Source organism: Dyadobacter chenhuakuii (genome assembly GCF_023821985.2).
In the GTDB taxonomy this organism is placed as follows: Bacteria; Bacteroidota; Bacteroidia; order Cytophagales; family Spirosomataceae; genus Dyadobacter; species Dyadobacter chenhuakuii.
This window is the reverse complement of sequence record NZ_CP098805.1, coordinates 2,486,955-2,512,692: the sequence shown is the minus strand read 5'-3', so window position 1 is coordinate 2,512,692 and position 25,738 is coordinate 2,486,955. Positions and strand designations below refer to the sequence as shown.

Sequence of the window (25,738 nt, the reverse complement as noted above, 5' to 3'; positions counted from 1 at the left end):
TTATTCAGATCCATAATTTTCCCAGCCGGACCGATGGAGTTTATTTTGATAGACGACAGTGCTTTTGACTTGTTTACGCAAGAAAAACTGCTTTTAAAGAGTGGTCTTGCGCATGCCGTCAAAGCATTCAGTTCTGCCCAATCTGCCATGGATTTTCTTGAAAATCAAACAGAACATTTTCCCGAAACCATCATTCTGCTCGATATTCAGATGCCGGGCCTGAATGGATTCGAGTTTACCCGGCAATATGCACATCTCCCCGAAAGCCTGAGACGCCGGATCAGGATCTACATGATTTCTTCAACCGTGGACACAGACGACATTGCCAGAGTCCGTTCGAATCCCTACGTAATGCACCTGCTTTCCAAACCGCTGGAAATTCCTGTTTTGAGGGCACTGCTGGGGCAGTAAATTGGGTTGATAGCCCGTAAGTAAATTGGGTGGCACAATATTTAATGCGGATGGAAAAATAACATTCAGCCATTATGAAGAATCCAACAGCTACTTATCGGTTACAATTTCATAAAGATTTTTCCTTTTCAGACTTCGAGAACCAGATATCTTATTTACAGAAACTGGGCGTCCGGACGATTTACGCTTCTCCTATTTTGGCTGCGACAAAGGGCAGCACGCACGGTTACGACGGCATCAGCCCCGAAATCATCAATCCGGAAATAGGAACTATCGAGCAATTAAAAAAAATAAGCGAAACATTGAAGCAACTGGATATAGACTGGTTGCAGGACATTGTTCCCAATCACATGGCATTCCATTCAGAAAATGAGTGGTTAATGGATGTGCTCGAAAAAGGGCAGCAGTCGGAATATGCTTCGTTTTTTGATATTGCCTGGAATAGTAAGTTGTTTCAGGGTAAGTTAATGGTCCCATTTCTGGGCGCTACGCTCGAAGAAGTGATTGAAAATGAGCAGCTAAAACTGGAATATGCCGGAAACAAGCTGGTTATCAATTACGAAGGGGCGACATTTCCATTGAATATCCGTTCTTACATGAACCTGCTCGGCACAGATCAGGAGAATGCTCCTGAGACGATCCAGCAATTGGTCACCCAGCTGAACGAAATTCACGAGGCCGAGGATGCCAAAGTATTTTCGCAGCGTTGGAGTGAGTTTTTGCTTCAACTTTCTTCTCTGATGAAAAACGAAAAGATCAAAGGCTGGATCGATCAGGTCATAGCCTCGGTCAATGCGGATAAGGAGAAACTGACTTCGATTGCCAAAGGGCAGGAATACTTACTTTGCTTCTGGCAGGAAACCGATTCGAAAATTAATTTCCGTAGATTTTTTACTGTAAACGGCCTGATATGCCTTAATATGCAGCGGGATGACGTTTTCGAAAAGTATCACCAATTTATCAGGCAACTTGTAGACGAAGGTATTTTCCAGGGCTTGCGCGTAGACCATATCGACGGGCTTTACGACCCCGCGGGCTATATGGATAAGCTTCGCGAACTCGCAGGCCAGGACACCTATCTTATTGTTGAAAAAATTCTTGAAAAAGATGAGTCCATGCCTGTGCAATGGCCGATTCAAGGCACTTCGGGCTATGAGTTTCTGGCCGATGTGAACAATGTTCTTACCAATGCCGGGGCGGAAGAGCTCTTCTCTGATTTTTACCACGAACTTACCGAAACGGATGACACCATCAGGGAGCAGTTATTGGAAAAAAAGTCTGGAATCCTGAACAACCACATGGGCGGGGAGCTGGATAATCTCTACCAACTGTTTACGGATCTGGAATTGGTCGATCTGCACGAACTGGAAACTGTTGGTAAAGACAATGTTAAAGCAGCCATTGGCGAATTTCTGATCCATTGCCCTATTTACCGTTATTATGGTAAGGAAATGCCTTTGTCACAGACTGAAATCGAAGCAGTAAGGGCTGTGTTGACCGAGGTTAAGGAGCATCATCCCGATCTGGCGGACGCAGCAGAAATGCTTGATGAGGCTATTTTGAAGAAAACGGTTGACAATGATGATGCGTATAATGCCAAAGCGCTGGAATTTTATCAGCGCTGGATGCAGTTCTCCGGGCCGCTGATGGCCAAAGGGGGAGAGGATACATTAATGTATACTTATAACCGCTTCATCGGACATAATGATGTGGGAGATTTTCCAGACCGCTTTGGGATGTCGGTAAAGGATTTCCATCACAAAATGCGGGTGCGCCGGAAGGAATGGCCATTATCAATGAACACCACTTCCACGCATGATACGAAGCGGGGTGAGGATGTAAGAGCGAGGCTCAATGTGCTCACCGACCTGCCCGAAGAGTGGATCGCCAAAGTCAACGAATGGCGGAAACTAAATGCCCCGCTGAAAAAGGCGGACGGACCAACGGATAATGACGAGTATCTGATCTATCAGACATTGGTGGGAGCTTATCCGATGCCAGGCGAGGATGCAAGCGACTTTGCCGAACGGTTGGGCGATTATCTAAAAAAAGCACTTCGCGAAGCCAAAACAGATACAACCTGGGCTGAGCCCAATGAGGCCTATGAGAAAAGTACGGAGGAGTTTGCACTTGCCCTGCTCGATCCGCAGTCGCCGTTCTTTCAGGATTTCCAGGAGTATTTAAAAACGATTACCGATGCAGGAATAGTGAATTCCTTGTCGCAGGTGCTGCTGAAATTTACATGTCCGGGCATTCCGGATGTTTACCAGGGAACCGAACTCTGGGATTTGAGTCTTGTGGATCCTGACAATCGCAGGCCGTTTGACTATGAAATCCGCAAAACCTGGTTAAAGGAATTTGAGGATTATGATACCGAAAGACTGCTGGAAAAGTTGTGGGAAACAAGAAATTCGGGGCAGATCAAACTATGGCTTACACACCAGCTTTACAATCTCAGAAAAACCAATCCTGTCCTTTTCTCAGAAGGGGAGTATGTGCCGCTGAAAATCCGCGGTGCCTATAAAGATCATATTCTGGCTTTTGCCCGGAAACATAAAAAAGAATTCCTGGTTGTAGCCATTCCGCTGCACAGTGCAATGCTATGCAAAGAGCAGGGAAAGGCGTTTTTTGACCTCGACTGGAAGGATACGTCCATAGTGCTGCCGGATAATATGGAGGCCGCCTGGACAGAAATGCTCACCGGAAAGGAAGCCAACTATGAAGGGAAACTAACCCCAGCAGAAATATTCAATGGTCTGCCTATTGCGGTTTTGAAAGGGAAGAAGCCCGATAATGAGCGTAAGGCAGGTGTTTTGCTGCATATTACATCCCTTGCTTCCCCATTCGGGATCGGAGACCTTGGATCTGAGGCATATGCATTCGCCGATTTCCTTGCGAAAAGCGGACAGAAATTATGGCAGATTTTGCCTCTTAATCCGGTAGAAGCGGCGCAATCCAATTCGCCATACAGCGCACTTTCCAGCCGCGCGGGAAATCCGCTACTGGTCAGCCCGGAAATGCTGGCGAATGAAGGACTTCTGGAACTGGATAGTCTGACTGAATTTGTGCTTCCGCAGAATGGCAAAGCCGATTACGAGCAGGCAGGGAAATTAAAACATGACTTCCTGTCAAAAGCTTATGAGAAATTCCTTTCGCTGGACATTGCTGAGGCGAAGGAAGCATTTCAGGCTTTTTGTGAAAAAAATGAAGAGTGGCTGGAAGATTTTGCCATTTATATTGCCCTCAAACAAAAGCACGATGGCAAGCCCTGGTATACGTGGCCGGAAGAGTTCAGAAAGCGTGACGCAAATGCGCTGGCCGGAATTGACCGGGATAAAATTGAATTTATCAAGTGGCAGCAATACATTTTTGATAAGCAGTGGAAAGAGCTGAAATCCTATTGTAATGAACAGGATATCAAACTCCTGGGTGACATTCCTTTCTATGTAAGCTATGATTCGGCGGACGTTTGGGCCAACCCTGAGCTTTTCTGCGTGGACGAAGAGGGCAAGATCACCGGCATTGCAGGCGTGCCGCCTGACGCATTCTCGGATGACGGGCAGCTGTGGGGAATGCCTGTATTCAACTGGGGTGCGGTGAAAAAGCAAGATTACAAATGGTGGGTGGACCGCCTGGCCAAAAACATTGAAATGTTTGACATTGTGCGACTGGATCATTTCCGTGCATTTGCCGACTATTGGGAAGTTCCGGGTGATGAAAAAACAGCCGTAAATGGAGAATGGAAGCTGGGCCCTGACGAGGAATTTTTCAAAAAGATAGAATCCGCACTAGGGGATTTGCCTTTTGTCGCGGAGGATCTGGGAGAAATTAGTCCGGAGGTTTATAAACTGCGGGACAAATTCAAGCTGCCGGGGATGAAAGTGCTGCAATTTGCTTTTGGTGAAAACTTGGCGCAGTCGGATCACATTCCGCACAATTTCAACGCTAATTTTTATGCCTACACGGGCACGCATGATAACAACACCACATTAGGCTGGTTTAAGGCGGCGAAGGACGATGATATCAAAGAGCTGATCGGGCAATACGTTGGTTATGAGGTAACAGAAGAAAACATTTGTGATGTATTGGCGCGTCTTACTTATTCCTCAGTGGCAAAAGCGGCCATACTGCCTTTGCAGGACGTGCTGCGGCTGGATGAGACTGCAATTATGAACATTCCCGGCTCCAACGAGAATAACTGGTCATGGCGGCTTACACCAGGCCAGATCACAGACGAGCACCAACAGTATTTGCTGAACCTGACAACCATGTATAACCGGGACTAGGTTCAGGAAAATGATTGTGAATGTTGTGTTGTGGCTATATTTGTGAAATACAGCAATCAGGTGTTTCTATGTATTTAAAAAAAGCGGTTTTCTCAATCCTTGTTGGGTTTTGTTTGATCAATTTCAGCAGCTGCAAAAGCGGAGCGGATAGTCCTGCGGATGCGGCTGCATTGCTCACGGAGGTGAAACAGTGGCAAATCGATGAGATCGCGGTCAATGACGCGGTTACTTTCAAGGACGGAAAAATGACCAAGCAATTTGGCGGAATTGATTTCGAGCGCTATATGGAAATGGTTGAGCTTCGTAAGGACGGCACATTTTCGGGTGTATTTAAGGGTGATACCAAACCATTTATCCTGAAATGGAGGCAAACTGACAAAAACCTGACAGTAGGAGCCGCTGATGGAAATGTGAAGGGTGGTGAATGGACCATTGATCCAAAAGACGCAAGCAATGAGTTTTTTACCATGAAAACGCAGAGCACCGCTTACGATTACCCAAGAATGACCCGGATTTCACTGAAATTTAAAGCTGTAAAGTAGACCCACCACCTCTGAAACACATTTTGAAATGACAAACCTGGAAAAAGCATTCACGCTTTTTGACGATTATAACCGTAATGCCCCCGAACATCTGACCTATGACGGAACTGGTTATCCGTCAGAATATTTTTATGCGCTGAAATTGCATGAATGGGTTACGAAACTGGACCCCGAAGCGAGCGAAAGCCTGTTACTCGCATCCCGCGCACAGCATATCGGGCGCTGGGAAATCGCACGCAGCAGTTATCCGGAGGGTAGGGTAGGTTATCTCAAATGGCGCACTGACTTATCTAAATTTCACGCTGCAAAGGCAGCAGAAATACTGGAATCCGTCGGTTATGAGGATGAAATCATCCAGCGCGTGAAGCAGATCATCCGCAAGCAGCGCATCAAAGACGATGAGGAAGTGCAAACCATGGAGAATGCACTGTGCCTTGTTTTCCTGCAATTCCAATACGACGACCTGATCGCGAAAACCAGCGAGGAAAAAATGGTCAATATTTTACAGAAAACCTGGGCAAAAATGAGTGATCAGGGAAGAAATATGGCGCTTTCTCTCCATTATAGTGATGAAGGAAAGCGCCTTATAGGCCTTGCATTAGGCGCCGCCTGATGCAAGGTCATAATTAATCCCGCCTGACAACCTCTTTCCTGCCGTCCAGTGCTTCTGCAGTTTTTACCAGTTGGATAAATTCCGCGCGATAGCCTTCCTCATCCTTTCCAAGTGCCGTTTTCGCACGGGCAAGCACATCTTTATAATCAGCCTTCCCCTTAAATTCAGAGTTGCGCAGTAACAAGCCAAACTCCGCCACTGCGCTGGCAAACCGGAGATTTTCAGAACAGGAAGCAAAGGGTTTGGAAGCATTTTTGACAGGCAGGTCGAACAGTGTGCTTACTTCCGAATCGGGCTTTTTGTAGCGGATCTTCAATGTTAGCATTTCATCCGTCTTGCCTATCTCCGAAGCATCCGTTTTCTGATATTTCAGCGGGTCGTTTTTAGCGAGATAATGGCTTTCGGAGCCTGCTGGAACGATTTCATACAATGCTGTTACCGTGTGTCCCGAGCCCATTTCGCCTGCGTCCTTTTTGTCGTCATGAAACTCTTCGTTTTTAAGCGCGCGATTTTCGTAACCAATCAGCCGGTAAGCTTTTACATGCCTTGGATTAAATTCTATCTGGATTTTAACATCCTTAGCAACCGTGAACAACGTCCCACCGAATTCCTGGATAAATTCTTTCCTGGCTTCCTGAATGTTGTCGATGTAAGCGTAGTTTCCGTTGCCCTTATCAGCCAGGGTTTCAATGTGGCTGTCTTTGTAATTTCCCATTCCAAATCCCATAATGCTTAGAAAAATGCCCTCTTTGCGTTTTTCTTCGATAAGCCGCTGCAATGCTGCTTCACTGGAAACACCCACATTAAAATCGCCATCCGTTGCCAGGATAACCCGGTTATTGCCATTTTTCAGGAAGTTATCTTTTGCAAGTTTGTAGGCCAGTTCAATGCCTTCGCCGCCAGCCGTTGATCCTCCCGCTTCAAGTCCGTCGAGCGCTTCCTTGATGGTCATTTTCTCGCTTCCGGATGTAGGTTTCAAAATCTCACCGGCCGCGCCAGCGTATACTACAATCGAAACTTTATCCTGCGGCCGCAGCTGGTCAACGAGTAGCTTGAAAGCTTGTTTCAAAAGGGGAAGCTTGTTCTGGTCCGACATGGAACCGGACACGTCGATAAGAAAAACGAGGTTGGAGGCAGGCAGCTCTTTCATGGGAATATGCTTCGCCTGCAAGCCGATATGCAGCAGTTTAAGACCCGGATTCCATGGCGACTCGGTCATTTCGGTCGAAACAGCGATGGGATGAGCCCCGGATGGACCCACATACTCGTAATCAAAATAGTTGATCATTTCTTCGATCCGCACCGCGTCTACGGGAGGCATCTGGCCTGAATTCAGGAACCGGCGTGTGTTACTATATGAAGCCCTGTCCACATCAACCGAGAATGCGGTGACGGGCGTTTGGGATGCAATCTGGAAGCCGTTTTCATTAACCGGATTATAATTTTCCGTTTCCAGGGGCTGGTGGCGCTGGGCAGGCACTGCGAAGGTGGCCGTGCTCATTTCCATATTGGCAACAATGCCGGTAACCTTATGCTTAGGATAACGGCTTTTGGTCAAAACATCCGTCAAGTCCGTTTTGCCGGTTGCAAAGGTTATGTTCACAACATTTGAAGTCCCTAATGTTACTTTTTTGGATGTATAGCCGGGTATTACAAACGTAAGCGAGGCAGCATAAGCCGGAACCTGAATTTCATATCTTCCTAGCGAATCGGTTTTAGTGTGCGGCAATGTTTTTTCCACCATAACCATGACATCTGCCAGTGGTATTCCGTTTTCATTCGTTACAACTCCGGAAATCTTCCTGGTCTGGAGCATTGAAAATGCACTCAGGGCGGCAATGAGGAGCAATACAATTTTGATTTTCATGGCTAATAGATTTTGTTTATCAGCTGGATGCACGCACCAGGACGATTCCATAAAAGTTTTTCAGTTTTTTTTATGGAATTTTAAAAAAGCTGCATCTAAGGGTTAACAAACGGAGGTCATTCTATTTTCGACTCATGTGAAGTTTTTAAAGATATTCAAAAGAGACATCGTAGCACCGCTTTCAGAAGCTCAGCAACTCGCTGCTTACCGCAGCTCGGGGGACGCTGGCTTATTGGGCAAGCTTTACGAGCCTTATATGGATATGGTTTTTGCATTGTGTTACAAGTATTTGCAGGACGAAGATGCGAGCAAGGATGCGGTTATGCAGATATTTGAAAAGTTGCTGGTTGAATTAAAAAGTCATGAAGTGGAAAATTTCAAAAGCTGGCTTCACAGCGTATCCCGGAATTTCTGCCTGATGCAGCTGCGGGCTAGAAGGACATTTGTGACGGCAGATCAGGCTGACAGTGAGGATGTTGAATCCATAATGGTTTCATATGAAGAGGACGAGCCACTTTTTGGAGAAAGGAAATTCGAGGCACTGGAAACGTGTCTGGGCACATTGCCGGCCGCTCAGCGGAAGGCAATCCAGCTGTTTTATATAGAGGAAAAATGTTACAGAGAAATCAGCGAAGAGACTGGTTTCGAAGCCAGCAAGGTGAAGAGTTATATTCAGAATGGTAAGCGTAACCTGAAAATTTGCATTGAAAAAAATGAAAGCAAATAGGTCCGATACATCAGGATTCGAAGATTTTCGCCGCTATCAGAACGGCGAGATGTCTTCCCGTGAGCGGCATTTGCTGGAAAAGGAAATGCTTGAAAATCGCTTGCTTGCAGATGCCTATGAGGGATTTCTCTTACTGCAAAATAATCAGATCGATTTTGCCAACATTAACAAAGAGCTCCGTGAAAGATTAGAAAACAGAACTTCTGCCAGCCGTAAAAGAACGGTGCCGCTCTGGGCTTATGGCGCTGCAGCATCGCTGATCATTACATTGGGCGCCTGCTGGCTTGTATTTGTTTCAGACCTAAAACAAGAAATAATCCGTGAAATCAGTCAAAAGCCAGTGGAAAAGCCGTTGACCAAGCCCACTCCGGAAGCTCAACCGAGTTTGTCCAATACACCCGAGGTTGCTGTTTCAGCTTCAAAATCCACACCGAAGGCTGAGTCCAAACCGAGACGTGCCAAAGAATTGGAACCGGCTGTTGCTGAGGTTGAAGTTAATCTTAATGAGGAAGTAAGGATTGCAGAGCATTCTGATCAGGTGAGCGTTCCCGCATCGGCTGCGCCGGAGGAACAGGCATTCAGCTATTCGGCCCGCGACCCGCTCAGGTCATCTGCGGCCAACAGCCTGAGTGACAAACCCAAGTATAAAAAGAGCAATCATGTTGTGCCCGAAACTGCATCCACGCTGCGAACGGCACCATCAGTTGCAGCATTCAAATCAATTTATCCGGTAAAGGCCCGTCCGCTAATGGGCTGGGATGCTTACAATGCTTACCTGGACGAGCAAACCCGCGCTGCCCGGCGCAATGGTGAGGTGATCGTCAGTTTTAAAATAAATGCGGATGGCTCATTAACCGACTTCACAGCCCAAGGGAAAAAACCTTTACAACCTGAGGCTATCCGCATCATCAGCGGAGGGCCGCTATGGTTTCCTGCCCAACAAAATGATTCCGCCGTCAGCACGGCTGCAACGCTCCGGTTGCAGTTTAGAAAATAGGTAAAATTTCAAAATTTGACTTGTAAATCCCTGGCGATATAGCGGTTACAAGCCTGTCGTAGAACTACTTTGCAATATTTTCTAATTTAGAACCTTTATCTTTTGTGAATTCGATTGTAGTACTTAATTTTACTATCAGCATCATCACGCCCCTTCATACATTTACCCTTTATAATAATTTCTGGAAATCGATTGATAACACCAAAATTTGATGCTTTTAATATGATCTGATGCGCAGAAATAAGGGTCTCCTGATAATATTTCCGGATAGATTTTGCAATGGAAAGTATTATTATTAATTCTACGGAATAATTAGCTATTATTTTATAGGTTTAGGAGGCAACCATCCCAACCCAGGCGAAAGCCATAATCCGAAACACCTTAACAGGCCTTGATAATTTGAATAATTTGTACCCACCTATGAGCAGTAGAAGAAATCTTTTGATTTTAGATGACGAACCCAGTATTACCAAGATATTGGAGCATTTTTTGAAAAAGGACTTTAATGTTGTAATTAAAAATGACGGGTCCGAAGGGATGCTGTGGCTGGAAGAGGGAAACCAGGCCGACCTCATCATCGCGGACCTGCATATGCCGAATCTGAGCGGGAAAGAGTTTTTAAAGGTCGCGAAAGCCAGCAATTTGTATGCTGATATCCCTGTGATCATCCTTTCGGGATCTGATGAAAGCAGCGAACGTATCCAGTGCCTCAACCTGGGTGCCGACGACTTTATGTTAAAGCCATTCAATCCTATGGAGGTTCATGCCAAGATCAACGCGATCCTCCGCCGAAGTAAACGCTACTCTTAATCAATAATATTATATGGAATTGGCAAGCACGTCCGGAGGAATGGTTGTTGAGTCAAAATCCTATGTTGCTTTGTTCAGGGTAATTTATCTGAACAAGGATCTGGAACAGTATCTGAAATTTTCCGAACAATATTCGGATACGCTGCAGGTTGAATATTTCGATTCAAAAGAGGGCGTTCTGCATGCCCTCGAAGAAAATTATCCTGCGGATATCATTCTCGCGCACAGCGAGAGCGGCGGCCTTGAACTGCTGGACACGATCCGGAACACGGCTGGTTTCGGTAACATTCCTTTCGTGCTGATGGTGGATAAGCTCAGCAGCGAGGCGATCGAAACGGCCCGCAAGCATCACGCCGACGACGTTTTCTCGGTCCGGTTCGATGATGGCGACCTCATTACCCGCATCCGTTATTTCAAAAAACGGCAATGGTATGTGGCCAGCAAAGCTTCGCAAAAAATCAGCGCGGAAAACACGCGCACGCCGTTGTGGAAAAGGTCGATCGACGTTATTTCGACCGGTGGTGCGGTGCTCCTGCTGCTTCCCGTGTTCCTGTTAATTGCACTTCTGATTCGTTTGGATTCAAAAGGCCCTGTTTTCTACAAATCAAAAAGAGTAGGGAGCGGCTACAAAATCTTTGACCTTTACAAATTCCGCACCATGCGTACAGATGCCGACCAGCTCATCCGGAAGATGGCTGCATTAAGTATGTACAATAAGGTCGCCGAGCCAGCGGCCAATCAGATAGAAAGCAACGGTTTATGCGACGAATGCGTAGCAGGAAATCAATGCAAAAGCTTATTGTTCCATGACGGGAGAGAAATTTGTGAAAAGCTTTATCACTTTCAGAAAGATCAGAAAGCAGCATTTATGAAGTTCCAGAATGATCCGCGGATCACGCGTTTCGGACAGTTTCTAAGAAACAGCAGTCTGGATGAGCTTCCGCAGTTGATCAACATTCTGAAAGGCGATATGTCGCTGGTGGGTAACCGGCCGCTTCCGCTTTACGAAGCCGAAAAAATGACGACCGACGATAAAATCCTCCGCTTCGCCGGCCCGGCAGGTCTTACCGGCTTATGGCAGGTGACCAAGCGCGGAAAAGGGAAGGCGGACATGTCGGAAGAAGAAAGGACGCAGCTGGACATTACCTATGCCAAGGAATTTTCCTTTAAAATGGATATGCAGATTATCTTGAAAACATTCCCGGCCCTCTTGCAATCAGAAAACGTATAACCCTCCTTATCATAACATTATCGAAATTACTTTTACACGCTTATGTTAAATGGTCTTGATCCATTCATCGCTGGACGCGTCGTACTGCTTGATAACCCGCGCAGGGTTGCCCACAGCCACAGAGTAGGGAGGGATATTTTTAGTGACAACGGCCCCGGCGGCAATTACGCAATGTTTTCCTATCCTTACCCCGGCCGTGATAACGGTGTTGGCGCCGATCCAGCAATCGTCTTCAATCACAATTGGCGCTACGCTAACGCCTTGCTGGTGAATAGGTTGTCTGATATCGGCGTAGTTGTGGTTCAATCCGCTGGCGACAATGTTCTGCGCGAGGATCACATTGTTCCCAACCGTAATCGGGCCGATGATCACATTACCCAGCCCAATCAGCGAGTTATTGCCGATCCTAACTTCTCCCACACCATTATTGATCGTCGTAAAGTCTTCAACCATAGAATTGTCTCCGATTGAGAAGGGATTGAATGGCAATACATCCATTCTTACCCAGCTCCTGATGATGACATTTTTACCTTTTCGATGATAAAACCGGTTCAGTATCACTCTCACCCAAAGCCTCGGACGAGCCTGATTAGTAGGGATAAGAAGCCAGTGAAAGAACTTTTTTAGACGGGGGTTACTCTTGATTCGGTCAGAAAAGGCCATTTGTTAAGGCAGGAAAAGTAGAAGTAATTTTAGTCAAATGTATTTTTTATAACTACATAATCAAGCAATATTCATTTTAAATAAGTTATTTTTTTAAAAATTGATGTCAATGAGATACGCAGTGTTTTTAATTCCTTTGTTTTTGATTACCCTCACAACGCACGCACAGGAGTCTTTGAGCAAAGATGTGGACTATGCTTATCTCGAAAAGTTAATCGCCGCCTGCAAGACAAATTATCCGCGGGTCAAAATGTACGAAGCGCGGGTCAACATTGCTGAAAACGGCATCAAGAAGGCCAAGCTTTCTTATTTTGACATCTTTTCATTTTCATATCTGTACAGTCCTAACAATAATAACCGCTCTGTTTCGCCTGATTTACTGAGCGGTTACCAGTTTGGTTTTTTTGCCAACATTGGTTCTATCCTGCAAAAGCCTAATCAGGTAAAACAAGCCAAGAGTGAATTCAAAGCGGCCGAATACGACAAACAGGCTTTTGATCTCAACATGGAGGCAGAAGTAAAAAAGCGCTATTTCACTTATATGCAGAAGGTTGCCGTGCTGCGGATAAGGTCGTCGTCTATTTTGGATATCAATGATGCGGTTACCAACGCCAGACACCGGTTTGAAAAAGGTGAAGAAACATTACAGAACTACAACCAGGCATTGATCGTACAATCGGATTACAGTCAGAACATTGTGAATGCGGAGGGCGAGGTCCTGGTGGCGAAAAGTAGTTTGGAAGAAATCATTGGACAAAAACTGGAAGATATCAAATGAGCGAAGTGCTGCAATTTTTAAGATTACTACAACGGAATAAGATCACCCTCATCCTGGTTCCGCTGATTACGGTTATTATTTGTTATTTCCTGGTCCAGAAGCTGCCCGACACTTTCGAGTCGCGTGCACGGATTGCAACGGGCCTTATTGATAAAACCGATCAGGTCGTTACGAAGGAAAAGGACGAGCAGGAGTCTCAGATCAACCGCAAGTTTGAGAGCCTTATCCAGATGATGACATTGAAACGCAATCTCGATCTGGTATCTTACCGGCTGATGATCAACGATTTGAAAGATTTGAAAGACTCGACATGGCGGGAGCCTGTGGACCAGCTTGAAAGCATGAGTAAGGCGGATAAGGCGAAGGCCATCAACTTCCTGACCAAAAAATACAAAGCGCGCGAAGGCCTTGATCTCTCAAAAGCTTATGAAAACAGCCTTAACAACATCATCACAGACATGGGCTATGATGCTGCCGCAATCCGCGAGAAGCTGGTCGTTTACCGCGCAGGGAACAGTGACTATATCGATATTGAATACGAAGCAGAACATCCGGATCTTGCTGCTTATGTGGTGAACGCAGTGAGCCAGGAGTCCATTGGTTTCAATTCGTCACGCGTGGTTGAAAACAACAAGAAAACGATTGATTTCCTACAAAGCTTTATGCTTGCAAAGCAGGTCGCTCTGAATGAAAGGATGAACAAGCTCCGGGATTTTAAGATCAAGAACCGGGTGATGAACCTGAATGAGCAGGCCAGAAGCATTTACGGTCAAATGGCAGATTATGAAACCAGAAGGGAAGTTGCCCAGAAGGAAATTATCGCATACGATGCTGCTATCAAGAACATTGACAACAAATTTAATCCTGCGGACAGAAAATACTTTGAAAGTGCGTTAACGAGCATTAATCAAAGCATTGTGAGCGATAAACGGGCGCTGAGAGACCTGAATGAACGCTATATCGCGAGCAATTTCAACCCGAAGTTGAAAGCCAGCATGGACTCGGTCAGGAACATTCTTTCGGCTGAGATAGATGCGGCCTCGGATAAATACATTTACAATCCGATGGTGACTAAGCAGGATCTTGTAGGGAAGAAGCTGACTATGGAAATTTCGCTGGAAATGGCTAAAAACAGTGTGGCTTCCATCCAGGGCGAGCTGAACCGGCTGAACAAAAAATTTGACGGACTTGTGCCAAATGAAGCCACGATCCAGGAATACGAAACCAGTATCGACATTGCGAGCAAAGAATACATTGAAGCTTTGCAGCGATATAATGATGCGAGTCTGGAATTCAGTTTTCCGGTTTATTTAAGGCTTATCGAGAAAGCGATGCCGGGAACGGTTCAGGCTTCTAAAAAGATGGTGCTGATCGTGCTTTCGGGTGTTATCAGCTTCACATTCTGTGTGTTTGTGTTCTTCATCCTTTTTTATCTCGACAAATCCATCAGATATCCGCTCCAACTGGCGAACACGACGGACCGGCCTGTATTGGGTTATCTCAATTCGCTGGGTAAGGACTCCGGCCTGAGCTTTTCGGGCATGAATTCCTCCGACGGCAAGGCGATCCGGTTGTATAAAAACCTCGTTCGTTCTATCCGCTACGAACTGGACAGCGAGCTGAGTGATCCGAAAATCATTGCAGTAACAAGCCTTTCTAATGATGTTGGTAAAACGTCCTTGGTGGTCGCACTGGCCTGGGCGTTTTCCAAGATCAACAAAACGGTCCTGATCATTGACGGCAATTTTAACCAGCCCGACATTACCAAGCTGAATCCGGAATCGAGGCTTTTTGAAAATTATCTGAAACAAAACGACTTGCTGGAAGCGGTCCCGGGACAAATCAGCATTCTGGGAAATAAAGGCGGAGATGTCTCATTACTTGAACTTTCGGATGAGAAGATGATCGCGCAGCGCATCCAGGTTTTGAAAACCCAATTTGACATTGTCCTCATCGAAACCGATGCGCTTACTTCTATGAACAAGGCGAAGGAGTGGATCAGCTTTACGGATCGCGTGGTTGCTGTATTCTCCGCCGGGGAAACGATTTCAGGCGAGGATCAATCCAAGATCCAGTATCTGAACAGCCTGGAAGAAAAGTTCTCAGGATGGGTTTTGACCAACACAGAAGACATTCCGGAGCAGGCAGGCAAAATTGACAAACCCGTAGAAGTATGATGATCATTGGATACATATGGCTGCTTATCCAATGCGTTATTGGCTTCAACCTGATCTTTCCGGTTACATTGCTGCTGATTTACACGGTGCGCAGGTCGGTTAAAGGGCGTTCGAAAAACACGGTGACCACGAGCCCCGACTACGCTGTGATTGTGACGGCTTATGAGCAAACGCAACAGCTGCCGGCAGTTGTGAGCGCATTTTTAAAGGTCCGTTATCCCAATTTCCATATTTATGTGGTTGCAGATAAATGCGATATCAGCAATCTGCATTTTGGCTCGGACAAGGTTTCGTTGCTCCGGCCGGAAACGGTCCTCGGCAGCAACACCCGTTCCCATTTTTACGCGATCAGGAACTTCATCCGGCCGCATTCTCACCTGACCATTATCGACAGCGACAACCTGACCGATCCGGGTTATCTCGACGAATTGAATGTTTATTTCAGTCGGGGTTTCCATGCAGTGCAGGGTGTTCGGGATGCTAAGAACCTGGATAGCACTTATGCTTGTCTGGATGCTGCCAGGGACATTTACTATCATTTTTATGATGGAAAAGTTCTTTTTGGGGCTGGCTCTTCAGCAACGCTTGCAGGTTCGGGAATGGCATTTACGGTTCCGCTTTACAGGGAATGTCTGGAACATCTGGATGTTACCGGGGCCGGTTTTGATAAAGTGCTGCAGGAGGCGATTGTACGAAGGAAATACCGGATTGCATTTGCTGAACGGGCCGTTGTATACGATGAGAAAACCACGGGTACAGACCAGTTGGTGAAGCAACGGGCAAGGTGGATCAACACCTGGTTCAAGTATTTTGCGCTGGGTTTCGGCGTGTTTTTCAGAGGATTGGCGAATTTCAACTGGAACCAGACGCTGTTTGGCCTGGTGCTGTTGCGACCGCCTTTGTTTATTTTCCTGTTGCTTTCCGTGCTCTTTATGCTGATCAATTTGTTTATAGCGCCCGGCATTGCATTAGGCTGGTTTGCCGCGCTTTGCACATTTGTGATTGGGTTTTACATCTCGCTGAAAAGCTCAGCAACGGACCCGCGGATCTATCAGTCGCTCGTGAACATTCCGAAGTTTATATCTTTTCAGATACTCGCACTATTGAAAGCAGGTAAGGCCAATCAGATTTCTGTTGCCACAAAACATGGTTCAGGATCGCAAGAGCGAACATTATGAAAATCTATCCATCTAAGTTCGGCAAGAAAAGAAAGGAAAGTTTCGATGAGCTGCCCCCTTTTGAACAAAAAGTACGGCAGGCTGCATTGGTTCTGGCGTTCGTAAGCGTGTTCATTTTCTTGTTTAAAATAGTATTCTTTTAGTGGAAATTCATCAAATATCAACACCTTCCAGCCCTGATTCTGCCGGTCCTGTTAGACGATATCTGCGCCGGATCTTTTGGGACGAAAAGTTACAGAACATTCCCGGAATGCTCTTTTTGCTGCTTTTCTCTGTCGGTTTTGGTTGGGCAAATGCGGTGTTCGGACTTAAAGTTGGTGTGCTGATCATTGCCGCGCTTGTTGGCGTGCTCGTGCTGTACGGAATTGTGGCATATCCCAAATTCGGCATCATTATCCTGCTCATGCTCGCCATTTTTGTCTTTTCGATTATCCGGCTGGGCATTAACTTTCCGTGGGGAACGGCTGTCGACGGCGTCGAAATTCTGTTAATGCTTGGTTTTTTTATCTCGCAAAAGAAAAACCCTAACTGGAAGATCCTGAAAGGGCCGGTAAGCACCATCATTATCATCTGGGTGTTTTATAACTTCCTTCAGGTGGGCAATCCTACGGCCGAATCGCGCCTGGCGTGGGTGTATACGATCCGGTCGGTTGCTATTGTCATGCTTACGTATTTCGTATTCGTGTATCAGATCAATACGATCCAGTTTCTGAGGTTGATCCTGAAACTCTGGCTTGGATTGTCGGTTATAGGAGCTTTATATGGCTTCAAGCAGGAATTCATCGGCTTTTCGGATGCAGAAAATGAGTATTTATATTCTGATCCCCTGATTTCCGATCTGCTCTTTATCAACGGACATTGGCGTAAGTTCTCCATCTTCTCGGATCCGGTTGCGTTTTCCTATCACATGGTGGTGAGCACATTGCTATGCGTAGGCCTGATTTCGGGGAATCTTAAAATGTGGAAAAAAGTGGTTTTGGGTGTGATGGCTGTCATTTTCGTAATGGCTATGCTTTATTCCGGCACACGTGGTGCTTATGTGCTCCTTCCCGGAGGGCTTATCATGTTTTGTATTCTTAAATTCAGCAAGAAGATTCTCGTATTTGCGGTCTTCGCATTTTCGCTGACCGTGGTGCTTGTGCTTATGCCCACATCCGATCCGACTTTGTTTCGCTTTCAGTCGGCGTTCAAGCCTTCGGACGATGCTTCATTTAATACACGGGCAATCAATCAGAAACGCATTCAGCCCTTCATTCAATCGCATCCGTTTGGCGGCGGGCTGGGGGCGACGGGTGTTTGGGGCGTGCGGTTTGCTCCCAATTCTTATCTGGCCAAATTCCCGCCGGATAGCGGTTACGTCCGCGTTGCCGTGGAGCTGGGGTGGGTAGGACTCTTTATATTCTGTTGCCTGATGTTCACCGTCCTGAAGGTCGGGATCGATAATTATTTCCAGATCCGTAACCCGGAATTAAAAACGTACTGCTTGTGCATGCTTCTGATTGTATTTGCATATAACTTAGGGAATTACCCGCAGGAAGCGCTTGTGCAATTTCCTGCCAACATTTATTTTTCGTTAACCATTGCCATTATTTCGGTGACCAGGATTTTGGATCAGCGGGAGAGAAAAAGGCTCACATCCTAACCAGATTCTTTCACTCACTACGATCAGATATGGATATCGTTATCACGGGACAGCAGGCATGGGATGTGGAGATTGGCAGTAACTGTAAAAATATCGCACTGGAATTCAGTAAGTCGCACCGGGTTTTATATGTCAATGCGCCGCTGGACCGCATTACTGCCATGCGGCATAGTGCCGATCCGAAAATCGTCAGGCGCCTGCGCGTGCTTCATAAGCAGGAGGATGGCCTGGAAGAAGTAGAAAAAAACCTCTGGGTGCTGTATCCCGATCGCATGATCGAGTCGATAAACTGGATCTCTTTCGACGATATCTTTAAAATGTTCAATGCCCGGAACAACCGGATTTTTGTCGATTCGATTGCCAGGGCGCTCAAAAGGCTTGGATTCGAGAATGTCATACATTTTAATGACAATGATATTTTCCGGAGTTTTTACATAAAGGATTATCTGAAACCACGGCTGTCTGTATATTACTCGCGTGACTACATGATAGGGGTGGAGTATTGGGCCAAGCACGGCGCTAAGCTGGAACCGGAGCTGATCGCGAAAAGCGACATCTGTGTTGCTAACTCCACGTATCTGGCCGCTTACTGCAAACAATATAATCCCAATACTTTTTACGTAGGGCAGGGCTGTGACCTCGAACTTTTCAACTCCGGCATAGGTGCCGCAGAGCCCGCTGACATTGCATCTATTCCAGGGCCAAGGATCGGTTATGTGGGGGCTTTGCAAAATTTACGGCTAGACCTGGAACTGCTGCATTATATCGCTGTTTCACGCCCGGCGTGGCAGCTTGTGCTCGTTGGACCGGAGGATGATGTGTTTAAGGAAAGCACGCTGCACCAACTTGACAATGTAATCTTTACGGGCTCAAAAAACGCAGAAACACTTCCGGCTTATATCAATTCATTCGACGTATGCCTTAATCCCCAGCTCCTCAACCAGCTTACCATAGGCAATTATCCCAGGAAAATAGATGAGTATCTTGCTCTCGGTAAGCCTGTTGCAGCCACAAGGACTAATGCGATGGATGTTTTCAGCGACTACGTGTATCTGGCCGAAAACAAGGAAGAATATATTGTAATGATAGAAAAAGCTTTGGCCGAAGATTCAGGCGCCAAAGCGGAAGAGCGGCAGGCCTTTGCCCGTTCACATAGCTGGGAAAACAGCGTTGCTGAAATTTACAAGGCGATCAACGCATTATAACATTTTCAGTTCCGCCAGGCCTTGCGTGGAATCGGCCTCCAGTTGCAATAATTTGCGGTTGTCTTCTTCGTCCCAGATCCCCTGTTTTAACTTCGCTTCGTAATCTTTGTACTGATTGGCAGTGGTAAGCAGCCCAACAGAGAACAGTGACGACCGGAATTTGTGAATGGCCTGTCTCATTTGTTCCAGATCACGCGTTTTCGACGCCTCCCGGATAGCGCTCAGCTGTATTTTACTATCATTTTCGAACATGCTGATCAGTTCGTCGCGGAGTTCGCGGTCACCTCCGGTTATTTCAGCTAGATATTCAAGATTTAGGATACTGTTGGTCATTGTGTTATTAGTAAGAGGCTGGTCGTGAGCAGGTGCTGTTTTTTTATTATTTTCTTTATTTCCCAAATGGGCGATCGTGTACAACAGTTCGCTTTCTTTAAAAGGCTTCGAAATATAGCTGTTTGCGCCGATGCTGAGGCATTCTTCTTTTTCACCAATCATGGCATGTGCGGTCATGGTGATTATCGGAATCGTCTTCGAAATAGACTGCCGGATTTCCTTAATCGCCGTATATCCGTCCATTACAGGCATTTGAATGTCCATCAGCACAATGTCGAAACCGCCCTTTTCCAGGCTTTGGATTGCTTCCAGGCCATTGTTGACAATGGTCAGCGGGATCTTCATTCTTTCAAATATAGCGGAAAGCAATTTTTGGTTCAATAAGTTATCTTCGGCTGCGAGTATATGTAACGATGACACCGTCTTGCTAATGTCATCCACATTTTCGATCTCAGCCTCAGGAGCGGCGTGCTCGGCTATTCTAAGTGGGATTTCAATGGTAAAAACAGAGCCTTTTCCTACCTCACTTTGCAGCGTCAGTTTTCCGTCGAACAGCTCAACGAGTGATTTTACAATGCTTAGCCCAAGCCCAGTTCCTCCAAAAATCCGGGTTGTGCTTTCCGTAGCCTGCACAAACCGATTGAAAACGCTTGCCAGCTTATCCTTTTCAATCCCTATCCCTGTGTCCTCCACCTGGAACCGGATTGTCTGAACGCCATTAACCAGATCGCTTACAGGGGTTACGCGTAATTTTACACCGCCGGTTTCCGTGAACTTGATTGCATTGCCACAAACATTCAACAAGATCTGCGTAAGCCTGAGCTTATCCGTTTCAATGAATTCCGGCACATTATCGGCCAGGATAGCTTCATAGGAAATGCCCTTTTCGCCAGCCCGTTGCCTCATAATGGCTGATATGGACTTTATCAAATCCCTGATTGAGGCAGACCCTTTTTCAAGATGCACCTGTCCGGCTTCAATTTTGGAAAAGTCGAGAATATCATTGATCAGTTCCAGCAGATTTTTATTGGCATACTGAATGTAACCCAGAAATTCCAGGCTCTTGGGATCGGTAAGCTCGCTAACCAGCAGGTTGGTGAACCCGGTTATCGCATTGAGCGGCGTCCGGATCTCATGGCTCACATTGGAGAGGAATATATCCTTCACCCTTACCGACTTTTCCGCAAGTATCCGCGCTTTTTCCAGCGTAGCTTCGTAATTGGCACGTTCGGTAATATCGCGAAACACGGTAATGGCGCTTGTGATTTCACCATCAATGCCTACCACCGGCTGCACATTGCTTTCCAAATGGAAAATGGTGTTTGCTTTGATGAGGTCAATCTTGTTGCCGATCAGCTTTTCTCCGGCAAGGCCTCTTGCAACGGGCAAGGTTTCAGCCGTAAACTGAACGTGGTAATTGGTTGGGTCACGCAGCACGAGCTGCTGCACTTCCTCCTCGAGGGTCTCAATCTTGCGCGATTTGATCCCTAATATTTCCATCCCCGACTGGTTGAGCAGCACAATTTCCTTTTGCTGGTTCACCACCATTACGCCATCGGGAATCGCTTCAAGATATTGGTTCAAAAGGCGCTCCTTTTCATTCAGTTCCTTTTGCAAAAGATGCTGCTTGCGCTTGTCTCTGTTCAGGAAAAAAATGGCAAACAATGTCAGCAAAAATCCGACACCGCTGGTTGCGAAAATGAAAAATTCTGAATTCTTCTGCGTAGTGGAAACGAGCTGCCGGCGCTTGTTCAGGTTGTAATGTTCGTGCTGTTCAATCTGCCTGATTTGATTGTTCAGCAGGCTGTTAAGCCGGATTCCTTCTCCCTTTTTGATCTCGCTGAACGCAGAATCTGCGCTGACAGTCCTGTAAATTGTGATAATGTTCTGGGTATAGGCGACAATATCACCTGAAATCTTTAATAATTCCTGAACCCGTTGCGTCTGAACCGGATTGGATTTGACGAGATTAAAAAGCGTGTCGCTGATCTCTACCAGCTGCACTTTTTTATTATAATTGTCGGCCAGCAGATCCTTGTTTTCCGTGATCAGAAATCCCCGCATATTGGACTGAAAGTCCTTGGTAACCAGCCCAAAATTCGCCGTCTGGTTCAAAACGCCTATCGTGACATTGAGCCTTTCGTTGTTCAGGGACAGGTCCTTAACATTCCGGTAAGTAAAGTATTGAGAGCCGAATATCAGGGCTAATCCAAGATAAATGCCTGCGTAATACAACCTAAAATACTTTGTAGCCGGACTGGTTAACATAAATTGGATTATTGCCTCCTCAATCGATTCCTAAATTACTTTTTCAACGCAAGATCCAGGCTGTTTTTCAGCCAGCGATAACGCAGATAAAAAAAGCGCGTAAGCAGCACCAGTGGATTTTCACTTAGCTTCCAGCTTCTCCGGTCCAGCGTACTGGGCTCCTGCGCAGTGTTTTTTTGTTCAAAAATGGTCGTGAACTCGTTGTAGAACAGGCCTCTGCCTTTCTTATGCAAGAAATTGATGGCCATGGTATATTCGCTGAGGTTGATATTTACCTTGTCGGGATAGCGTCCGAATTTTTCAAGAAAATTGCTGCGTCTCAGGTGCGGGTGATCGCTGTAAATGTAAAATTTGAGGTGGCTCGGGTCCCAGTAAGAAAATATCATTTCCGAAAATCCTTTTTTGAAAGGTTTCAGTTTGGGATGGGCAAAATACGCGTAGAACCGGACAATGTCGAGCCCTTTGTCCTCATTCATAAATTGCAGCGCGTCTTTAAAAGTCTCCGGAAATTTTTCCGTCGGGTCGAAATCTTCCTGCACATAAAGGGTATAAGGCGTCTTTACTGCATCCTGACCCTTGTTAATGTTATCACCGAGGCCTTTGTTTACCGGCGTGGTCACCAGCTCAAAGGTGAAACGGTCCTTTAATGCAACAAGTTTGGTGAGATGTTCGGGCTTGCTTCCGTCATCAGACACTACTATCGAGGCGAACTGACAACCCAGGTTCTGGAATGTTGTTAACAATCGCTCTAACGAACCGCTTCTGTTGTAGTGGGTTATCAGCAAAGTAGTCTCTGGAAAATTATGTTGCATAAAAGATGTGTATTATGTTGTCACATGCGGTCCTTACAAGGTGGAAAATTAGTTAATTTATCTGTAAAATTAATTCGCTAAATCAACAATATATTATTAAATAAATTCCATATTTGTGTCTACACAACCCGGCCATACCGATTTCCTCAGTCATTATTAAATGGGATTCGAACTTTTACAAAAAGTACAAAACAAGCATTTTCTATCGTTGGCGGGAAACGGCATTATGTCCGTTCTGGGTATGCTGAATATGATTATCCTGTACAGGACGCTTTCGGTGGCCAGCATCGGAATGTGGGTTTTCTTTCTCTCTGTTTTACTGCTTGTTGACACCTTCCGTTCGGGTTTTATCACCACGGCATTTATTAAGTTTTACGCGGGCGCAACGCCGGAAAGAAAAGCCGAAGTGGTGGGTTCAACCTGGTTTATAGCCGGCGCGATCACTGCCATCCTGGTCGTCCTGAATGTTCCTGCTTATTTCTTTTCGCCTTATCTCGAAAATCCTTCGCTGATCCTGTTTGTAGAATGGTTTGGGGTTATTTATGTCGCTTCACTTCCTTACTTTATCGCCACTTGTGTGGTCCAGGCAGAGCAGCGCTTTGATCATTTGTTATATATCCGGTTTGTAAATCAGGGTGTTTTTATCCTGCTGGTCATCATTATGGCCGTTACAAAAACGGCCAGTCTGCAAAACATTATCTACGCTTACCTTACCGCAGCCATCGCCACGAGCCTGTTTTCCATCTTCATGGGCTGGTCACGCATTGCTGCATTTGGCTCCCGTACGAAAGCAGGGATCAGTGAGCTGTTTCATTTTGGAAAATACAGCGTAGGCACAACGCTCAGTTCCAACCTGTTTGGCACGTCCAACACGATGATCATTAACTTCACGCTCGGGCCTGCCGCGCTCGCAGTCTATAACCTGGGCCAGCGCCTCATGGAAATCATCGAAATTCCCCTGCGCAGCTTTGCGGCAACCGGGATGCCCGAACTTTCGGCGGCATACAACGCAGGCAACAAAGAGCGGGTGATCGAGATCATGAAAAGATATACAGGCTTGCTTACCTGCGCGCTTGTGCCGGTGTGCATTGGGGCATTGCTGCTGGCGGATGTGGCGATCGGCATTATCGGAGGCAAAAAATACATGGATACCGAAGCTGCCAACATCATGCGGCTGTTCATGACTTTCGCCCTTTTATATCCCATGGACAGATTTTTTGCACTTACCCTGGACGTAATCCATCAGCCGAAAATCAATTTTATAAAAGTGGTCGTCATGCTCATTGCGAGCGTTTGCTCGTCTTTTCTGGGCATTGCCATCACGCATAATGTGTATGGGGTTGCCATTGCAGGCATTATACCCACATTAATAGGCGTTGGCGTGGGTTACTGGGGATTGAACCGGTTTCATCCTTTCTCGATCGGCAGCGTGATCACAACGGGTTACGCGGAAGCGGCTGGCATTGTTAAAACGTATTGGCTCAAATTCGCCGCAAGGTGAATCATAACTTATAACTGTATGAATCTTAGCGAAAACCCGGAGTGGCTGACCGATTATAGCAAAAGCTATAAAAAGTTTGAAGAAATACCCCAGCATGTGTTCGATTCCATTAACAAGGACCTTAAAAAGATCATTAGCGACGAGCCGGTAGTAACCGTGCTCATTGCGGCCTGGAATGAAGAGATCAACATCCTGAACTGTATTTCAAGCCTTTCCAAAACTGTTTGTGATTATCCGTTAGAGATCATTGTCGTAAACAACAATTCCAAGGACCGGACGCAGGACACGATTGATAAACTGGCTGTTAAGGGTCTTTTTGAGCAAAAGCAGGGATGTGGCCCGGCACGGCAGCACGGCCAGCTGAATGCCAAGGGGAAATACGTGCTCCTGGCTGACGCCGATTGTTTTTACCCGTCGTGCTGGGTGCAGGAAATGATCCGTGTGCTGAGCAAACCCGATGTTGTTTGTGTTTACGGGCGTTATTCGTTCATCAGCGAGCAGGGATTTCCGAGATGGAAACTTGGGCTGCTGGAAACGGGAAAAGACATTATCTCGGAGGTAAGGCAGATCAATCGCCCTTATTACAACGCCTACGGTATCAGCATGGGCTACATTCGCGAACTGGGCCTGAAAGTGGGCTTTATCAATGACAATTTCTGGGGTGATGACGGACAGCTGTGCCTGGGTTTGATGAAATATGGCAAGATCAGGCAGGTGAGGTCCAATAAGGCCAGGGCCTGGACGGGAATCCGCACATTGCAGCGCGACGGTGACACATTTACCAAAGTGTTCATGGCGCGGATCAATAAGGAGCGGAAAAGATTTTTGGCCAATTTCAACTCCCGCTTGCCGGAAGAAGGGTCCTACAAAAAGCCGTCCTGATCGGCCTATCGGGGTCTTTTAAACCTTGTGTCGACGTGCAGGTCGTAATTGTATTTGATAACCCTGTAAACAGACCTGACCATGGCGACGAGTGGATTTGAGCTTTGACGCCAGTTTGCGCGTTTTACCGTGCTGGGTTCGGCGGATGAATTTTCCTGGCTGAGTAAGCTGCTGAAATCATTATAAAACAGCCCTTTACCATTGTTTTGAATAAACGAAACACACATTTCATATTCCGTTTTGTCAGACTTGATGCCTTCGGTATATGTGCCAAAACGCTCTGCAAATGTGCTTCTGCGCAAATGCGGATGATCGCTGTACATGTAAATTTTCTGCGTTTCGAGATACCAGGGTTGATATAACATTTCAGAAAAGCCTTTTTGGAAAGGTTTCAGATATGGAAACGAGGAGTAGGCGTAGAAACGGACAATGTCCAGTTCGGAGCGCTCACGCATGAATTGCAGGGCGTCTTTGAATGCACCGAGGAATTTAGGAAGCGGAACAAAATCTTCCTGGATATAAAGGAGATAAGGCGTTTTGACAGCCGCCTGACCTTTGTTAATGTTGTTTCCCAGGCCCTTGTTGACAGGCGTGGTGATGAGGGTAAAGTCGAACTTATTGTGCAATGATTTAATGTAATCCAAATGCAAAGGCTGGCTCGCATCATCAGAAACTATGATTTCACCAAAGCTGATCTGCTGGTCTTTCAGCGTTTGGAGCAGTCGTTCGAGGGAACTACTTCTATTGTAATGGGTAATCAACAGGGAAACATCACTGAACAGGTTGGATTCTGCCATCTTTCTATCTAACATTAA

20 protein-coding genes are annotated in these 25,738 nt (G+C 46.2%); 15 read left to right on the top strand and 5 right to left on the bottom strand.

Annotated features, from left to right (window positions below):
- Positions 1–33 precede the first annotated feature (33 nt).
- The 4 genes from NFI80_RS10430 (at position 34) to NFI80_RS10415 (ending at position 5,852) form a co-directional block, all read left to right on the top strand.
- Positions 34–411, top strand: coding sequence for a response regulator (locus NFI80_RS10430; protein WP_233796047.1), 378 nt, complete (start codon positions 34–36; stop codon positions 409–411).
- Between the two features lie 74 nt (positions 412–485).
- Entirely contained in the window at positions 486–4,697 is a 4,212-nt protein-coding gene (gene treY / locus NFI80_RS10425) for a malto-oligosyltrehalose synthase (RefSeq protein ID WP_235161387.1), read from the top strand.
- 68 nt (positions 4,698–4,765) lie between these two features.
- A complete protein-coding gene (locus NFI80_RS10420) occupies positions 4,766–5,239 on the top strand; it encodes a hypothetical protein (RefSeq protein ID WP_235161386.1) in 474 nt (157 codons plus the stop codon).
- Between the two features lie 28 nt (positions 5,240–5,267).
- A complete protein-coding gene (locus NFI80_RS10415; RefSeq protein WP_235161385.1) occupies positions 5,268–5,852 on the top strand; it encodes a DUF4202 domain-containing protein in 585 nt (194 codons plus the stop codon).
- Positions 5,853–5,865: 13 nt separating this feature from the next.
- Here the strand turns inward: NFI80_RS10415 and NFI80_RS10410 are convergent, their stop codons facing one another.
- Positions 5,866–7,719 (bottom strand): YfbK domain-containing protein, encoded by a 1,854-nt coding sequence (locus tag NFI80_RS10410; RefSeq protein ID WP_235161384.1) that lies wholly within the window; start codon positions 7,717–7,719, stop codon positions 5,866–5,868.
- A 136-nt stretch (positions 7,720–7,855) separates the two neighbouring features.
- On the opposite strand from NFI80_RS10410, the gene NFI80_RS10405 reads away from it, so the two are divergent.
- The 4 genes from NFI80_RS10405 (at position 7,856) to NFI80_RS10390 (ending at position 11,484) form a co-directional block, all read left to right on the top strand.
- Positions 7,856–8,446, top strand: a complete 591-nt coding sequence (locus NFI80_RS10405) for an RNA polymerase sigma factor (protein WP_235161383.1) — start codon at positions 7,856–7,858, stop codon at positions 8,444–8,446.
- A complete protein-coding gene (locus NFI80_RS10400; protein WP_235161382.1) occupies positions 8,433–9,443 on the top strand; it encodes an energy transducer TonB in 1,011 nt (336 codons plus the stop codon). The genes NFI80_RS10405 and NFI80_RS10400 overlap by 14 nt, the downstream gene beginning before the upstream one ends.
- Before the next feature lie 420 nt (positions 9,444–9,863).
- On the top strand, positions 9,864–10,253 hold the full coding sequence (locus NFI80_RS10395) for a response regulator transcription factor (RefSeq protein ID WP_026630356.1): 390 nt from the start codon (positions 9,864–9,866) through the stop codon (positions 10,251–10,253).
- A 13-nt stretch (positions 10,254–10,266) separates the two neighbouring features.
- Positions 10,267–11,484: a sugar transferase gene (locus tag NFI80_RS10390; protein WP_235176576.1), complete on the top strand. Its 1,218-nt coding sequence runs from the start codon at positions 10,267–10,269 to the stop codon at positions 11,482–11,484.
- 45 nt (positions 11,485–11,529) lie between these two features.
- On the opposite strand, the gene NFI80_RS10385 is transcribed toward NFI80_RS10390, so the two are convergent.
- Entirely contained in the window at positions 11,530–11,937 is a 408-nt protein-coding gene (locus tag NFI80_RS10385; protein WP_275978149.1) for an acyltransferase, read from the bottom strand.
- A gap of 319 nt (positions 11,938–12,256) precedes the next feature.
- On the opposite strand from NFI80_RS10385, the gene NFI80_RS10380 reads away from it, so the two are divergent.
- The 5 genes from NFI80_RS10380 (at position 12,257) to NFI80_RS10360 (ending at position 19,127) form a co-directional block, all read left to right on the top strand.
- Complete coding sequence (locus NFI80_RS10380) at positions 12,257–12,925, top strand: TolC family protein (protein WP_235161380.1); 669 nt, start codon at positions 12,257–12,259, stop codon at positions 12,923–12,925.
- Positions 12,922–15,102 carry a lipopolysaccharide biosynthesis protein gene (locus NFI80_RS10375; RefSeq protein WP_235161379.1) on the top strand — a complete coding sequence of 727 codons (2,181 nt, stop codon included), beginning with the start codon at positions 12,922–12,924 and terminating at the stop codon, positions 15,100–15,102. Before NFI80_RS10380 ends, NFI80_RS10375 begins: the two co-directional genes overlap by 4 nt.
- Positions 15,099–16,280: a glycosyltransferase gene (locus tag NFI80_RS10370; RefSeq protein ID WP_235163119.1), complete on the top strand. Its 1,182-nt coding sequence runs from the start codon at positions 15,099–15,101 to the stop codon at positions 16,278–16,280. Before NFI80_RS10375 ends, NFI80_RS10370 begins: the two co-directional genes overlap by 4 nt.
- Before the next feature lie 142 nt (positions 16,281–16,422).
- Positions 16,423–17,922: an O-antigen ligase family protein gene (locus tag NFI80_RS10365; RefSeq protein ID WP_235163120.1), complete on the top strand. Its 1,500-nt coding sequence runs from the start codon at positions 16,423–16,425 to the stop codon at positions 17,920–17,922.
- A 29-nt stretch (positions 17,923–17,951) separates the two neighbouring features.
- Entirely contained in the window at positions 17,952–19,127 is a 1,176-nt protein-coding gene (locus NFI80_RS10360; protein WP_235163121.1) for a glycosyltransferase, read from the top strand.
- On the opposite strand, the gene NFI80_RS10355 is transcribed toward NFI80_RS10360, so the two are convergent.
- Positions 19,122–21,728, bottom strand: a complete 2,607-nt coding sequence (locus tag NFI80_RS10355) for an ATP-binding protein (protein ID WP_235163122.1) — start codon at positions 21,726–21,728, stop codon at positions 19,122–19,124. The two genes, NFI80_RS10360 and NFI80_RS10355, sit on opposite strands and share 6 nt — an antisense overlap.
- 35 nt (positions 21,729–21,763) lie before the next feature.
- Positions 21,764–22,540: a glycosyltransferase gene (locus NFI80_RS10350; RefSeq protein ID WP_233796061.1), complete on the bottom strand. Its 777-nt coding sequence runs from the start codon at positions 22,538–22,540 to the stop codon at positions 21,764–21,766.
- Positions 22,541–22,700: 160 nt separating this feature from the next.
- Between NFI80_RS10350 and NFI80_RS10345 the strand changes: the two genes are divergently transcribed.
- Both NFI80_RS10345 and NFI80_RS10340 read left to right on the top strand, forming a co-directional pair.
- Entirely contained in the window at positions 22,701–24,041 is a 1,341-nt protein-coding gene (locus tag NFI80_RS10345; RefSeq protein WP_235161373.1) for a lipopolysaccharide biosynthesis protein, read from the top strand.
- 18 nt (positions 24,042–24,059) lie between these two features.
- A complete protein-coding gene (locus NFI80_RS10340) occupies positions 24,060–24,923 on the top strand; it encodes a glycosyltransferase family 2 protein (RefSeq protein ID WP_233796063.1) in 864 nt (287 codons plus the stop codon).
- Between the two features lie 5 nt (positions 24,924–24,928).
- Here the strand turns inward: NFI80_RS10340 and NFI80_RS10335 are convergent, their stop codons facing one another.
- Positions 24,929–25,735, bottom strand: coding sequence for a glycosyltransferase family 2 protein (locus NFI80_RS10335; protein WP_233796064.1), 807 nt, complete (start codon positions 25,733–25,735; stop codon positions 24,929–24,931).
- Positions 25,736–25,738 lie beyond the last annotated feature (3 nt).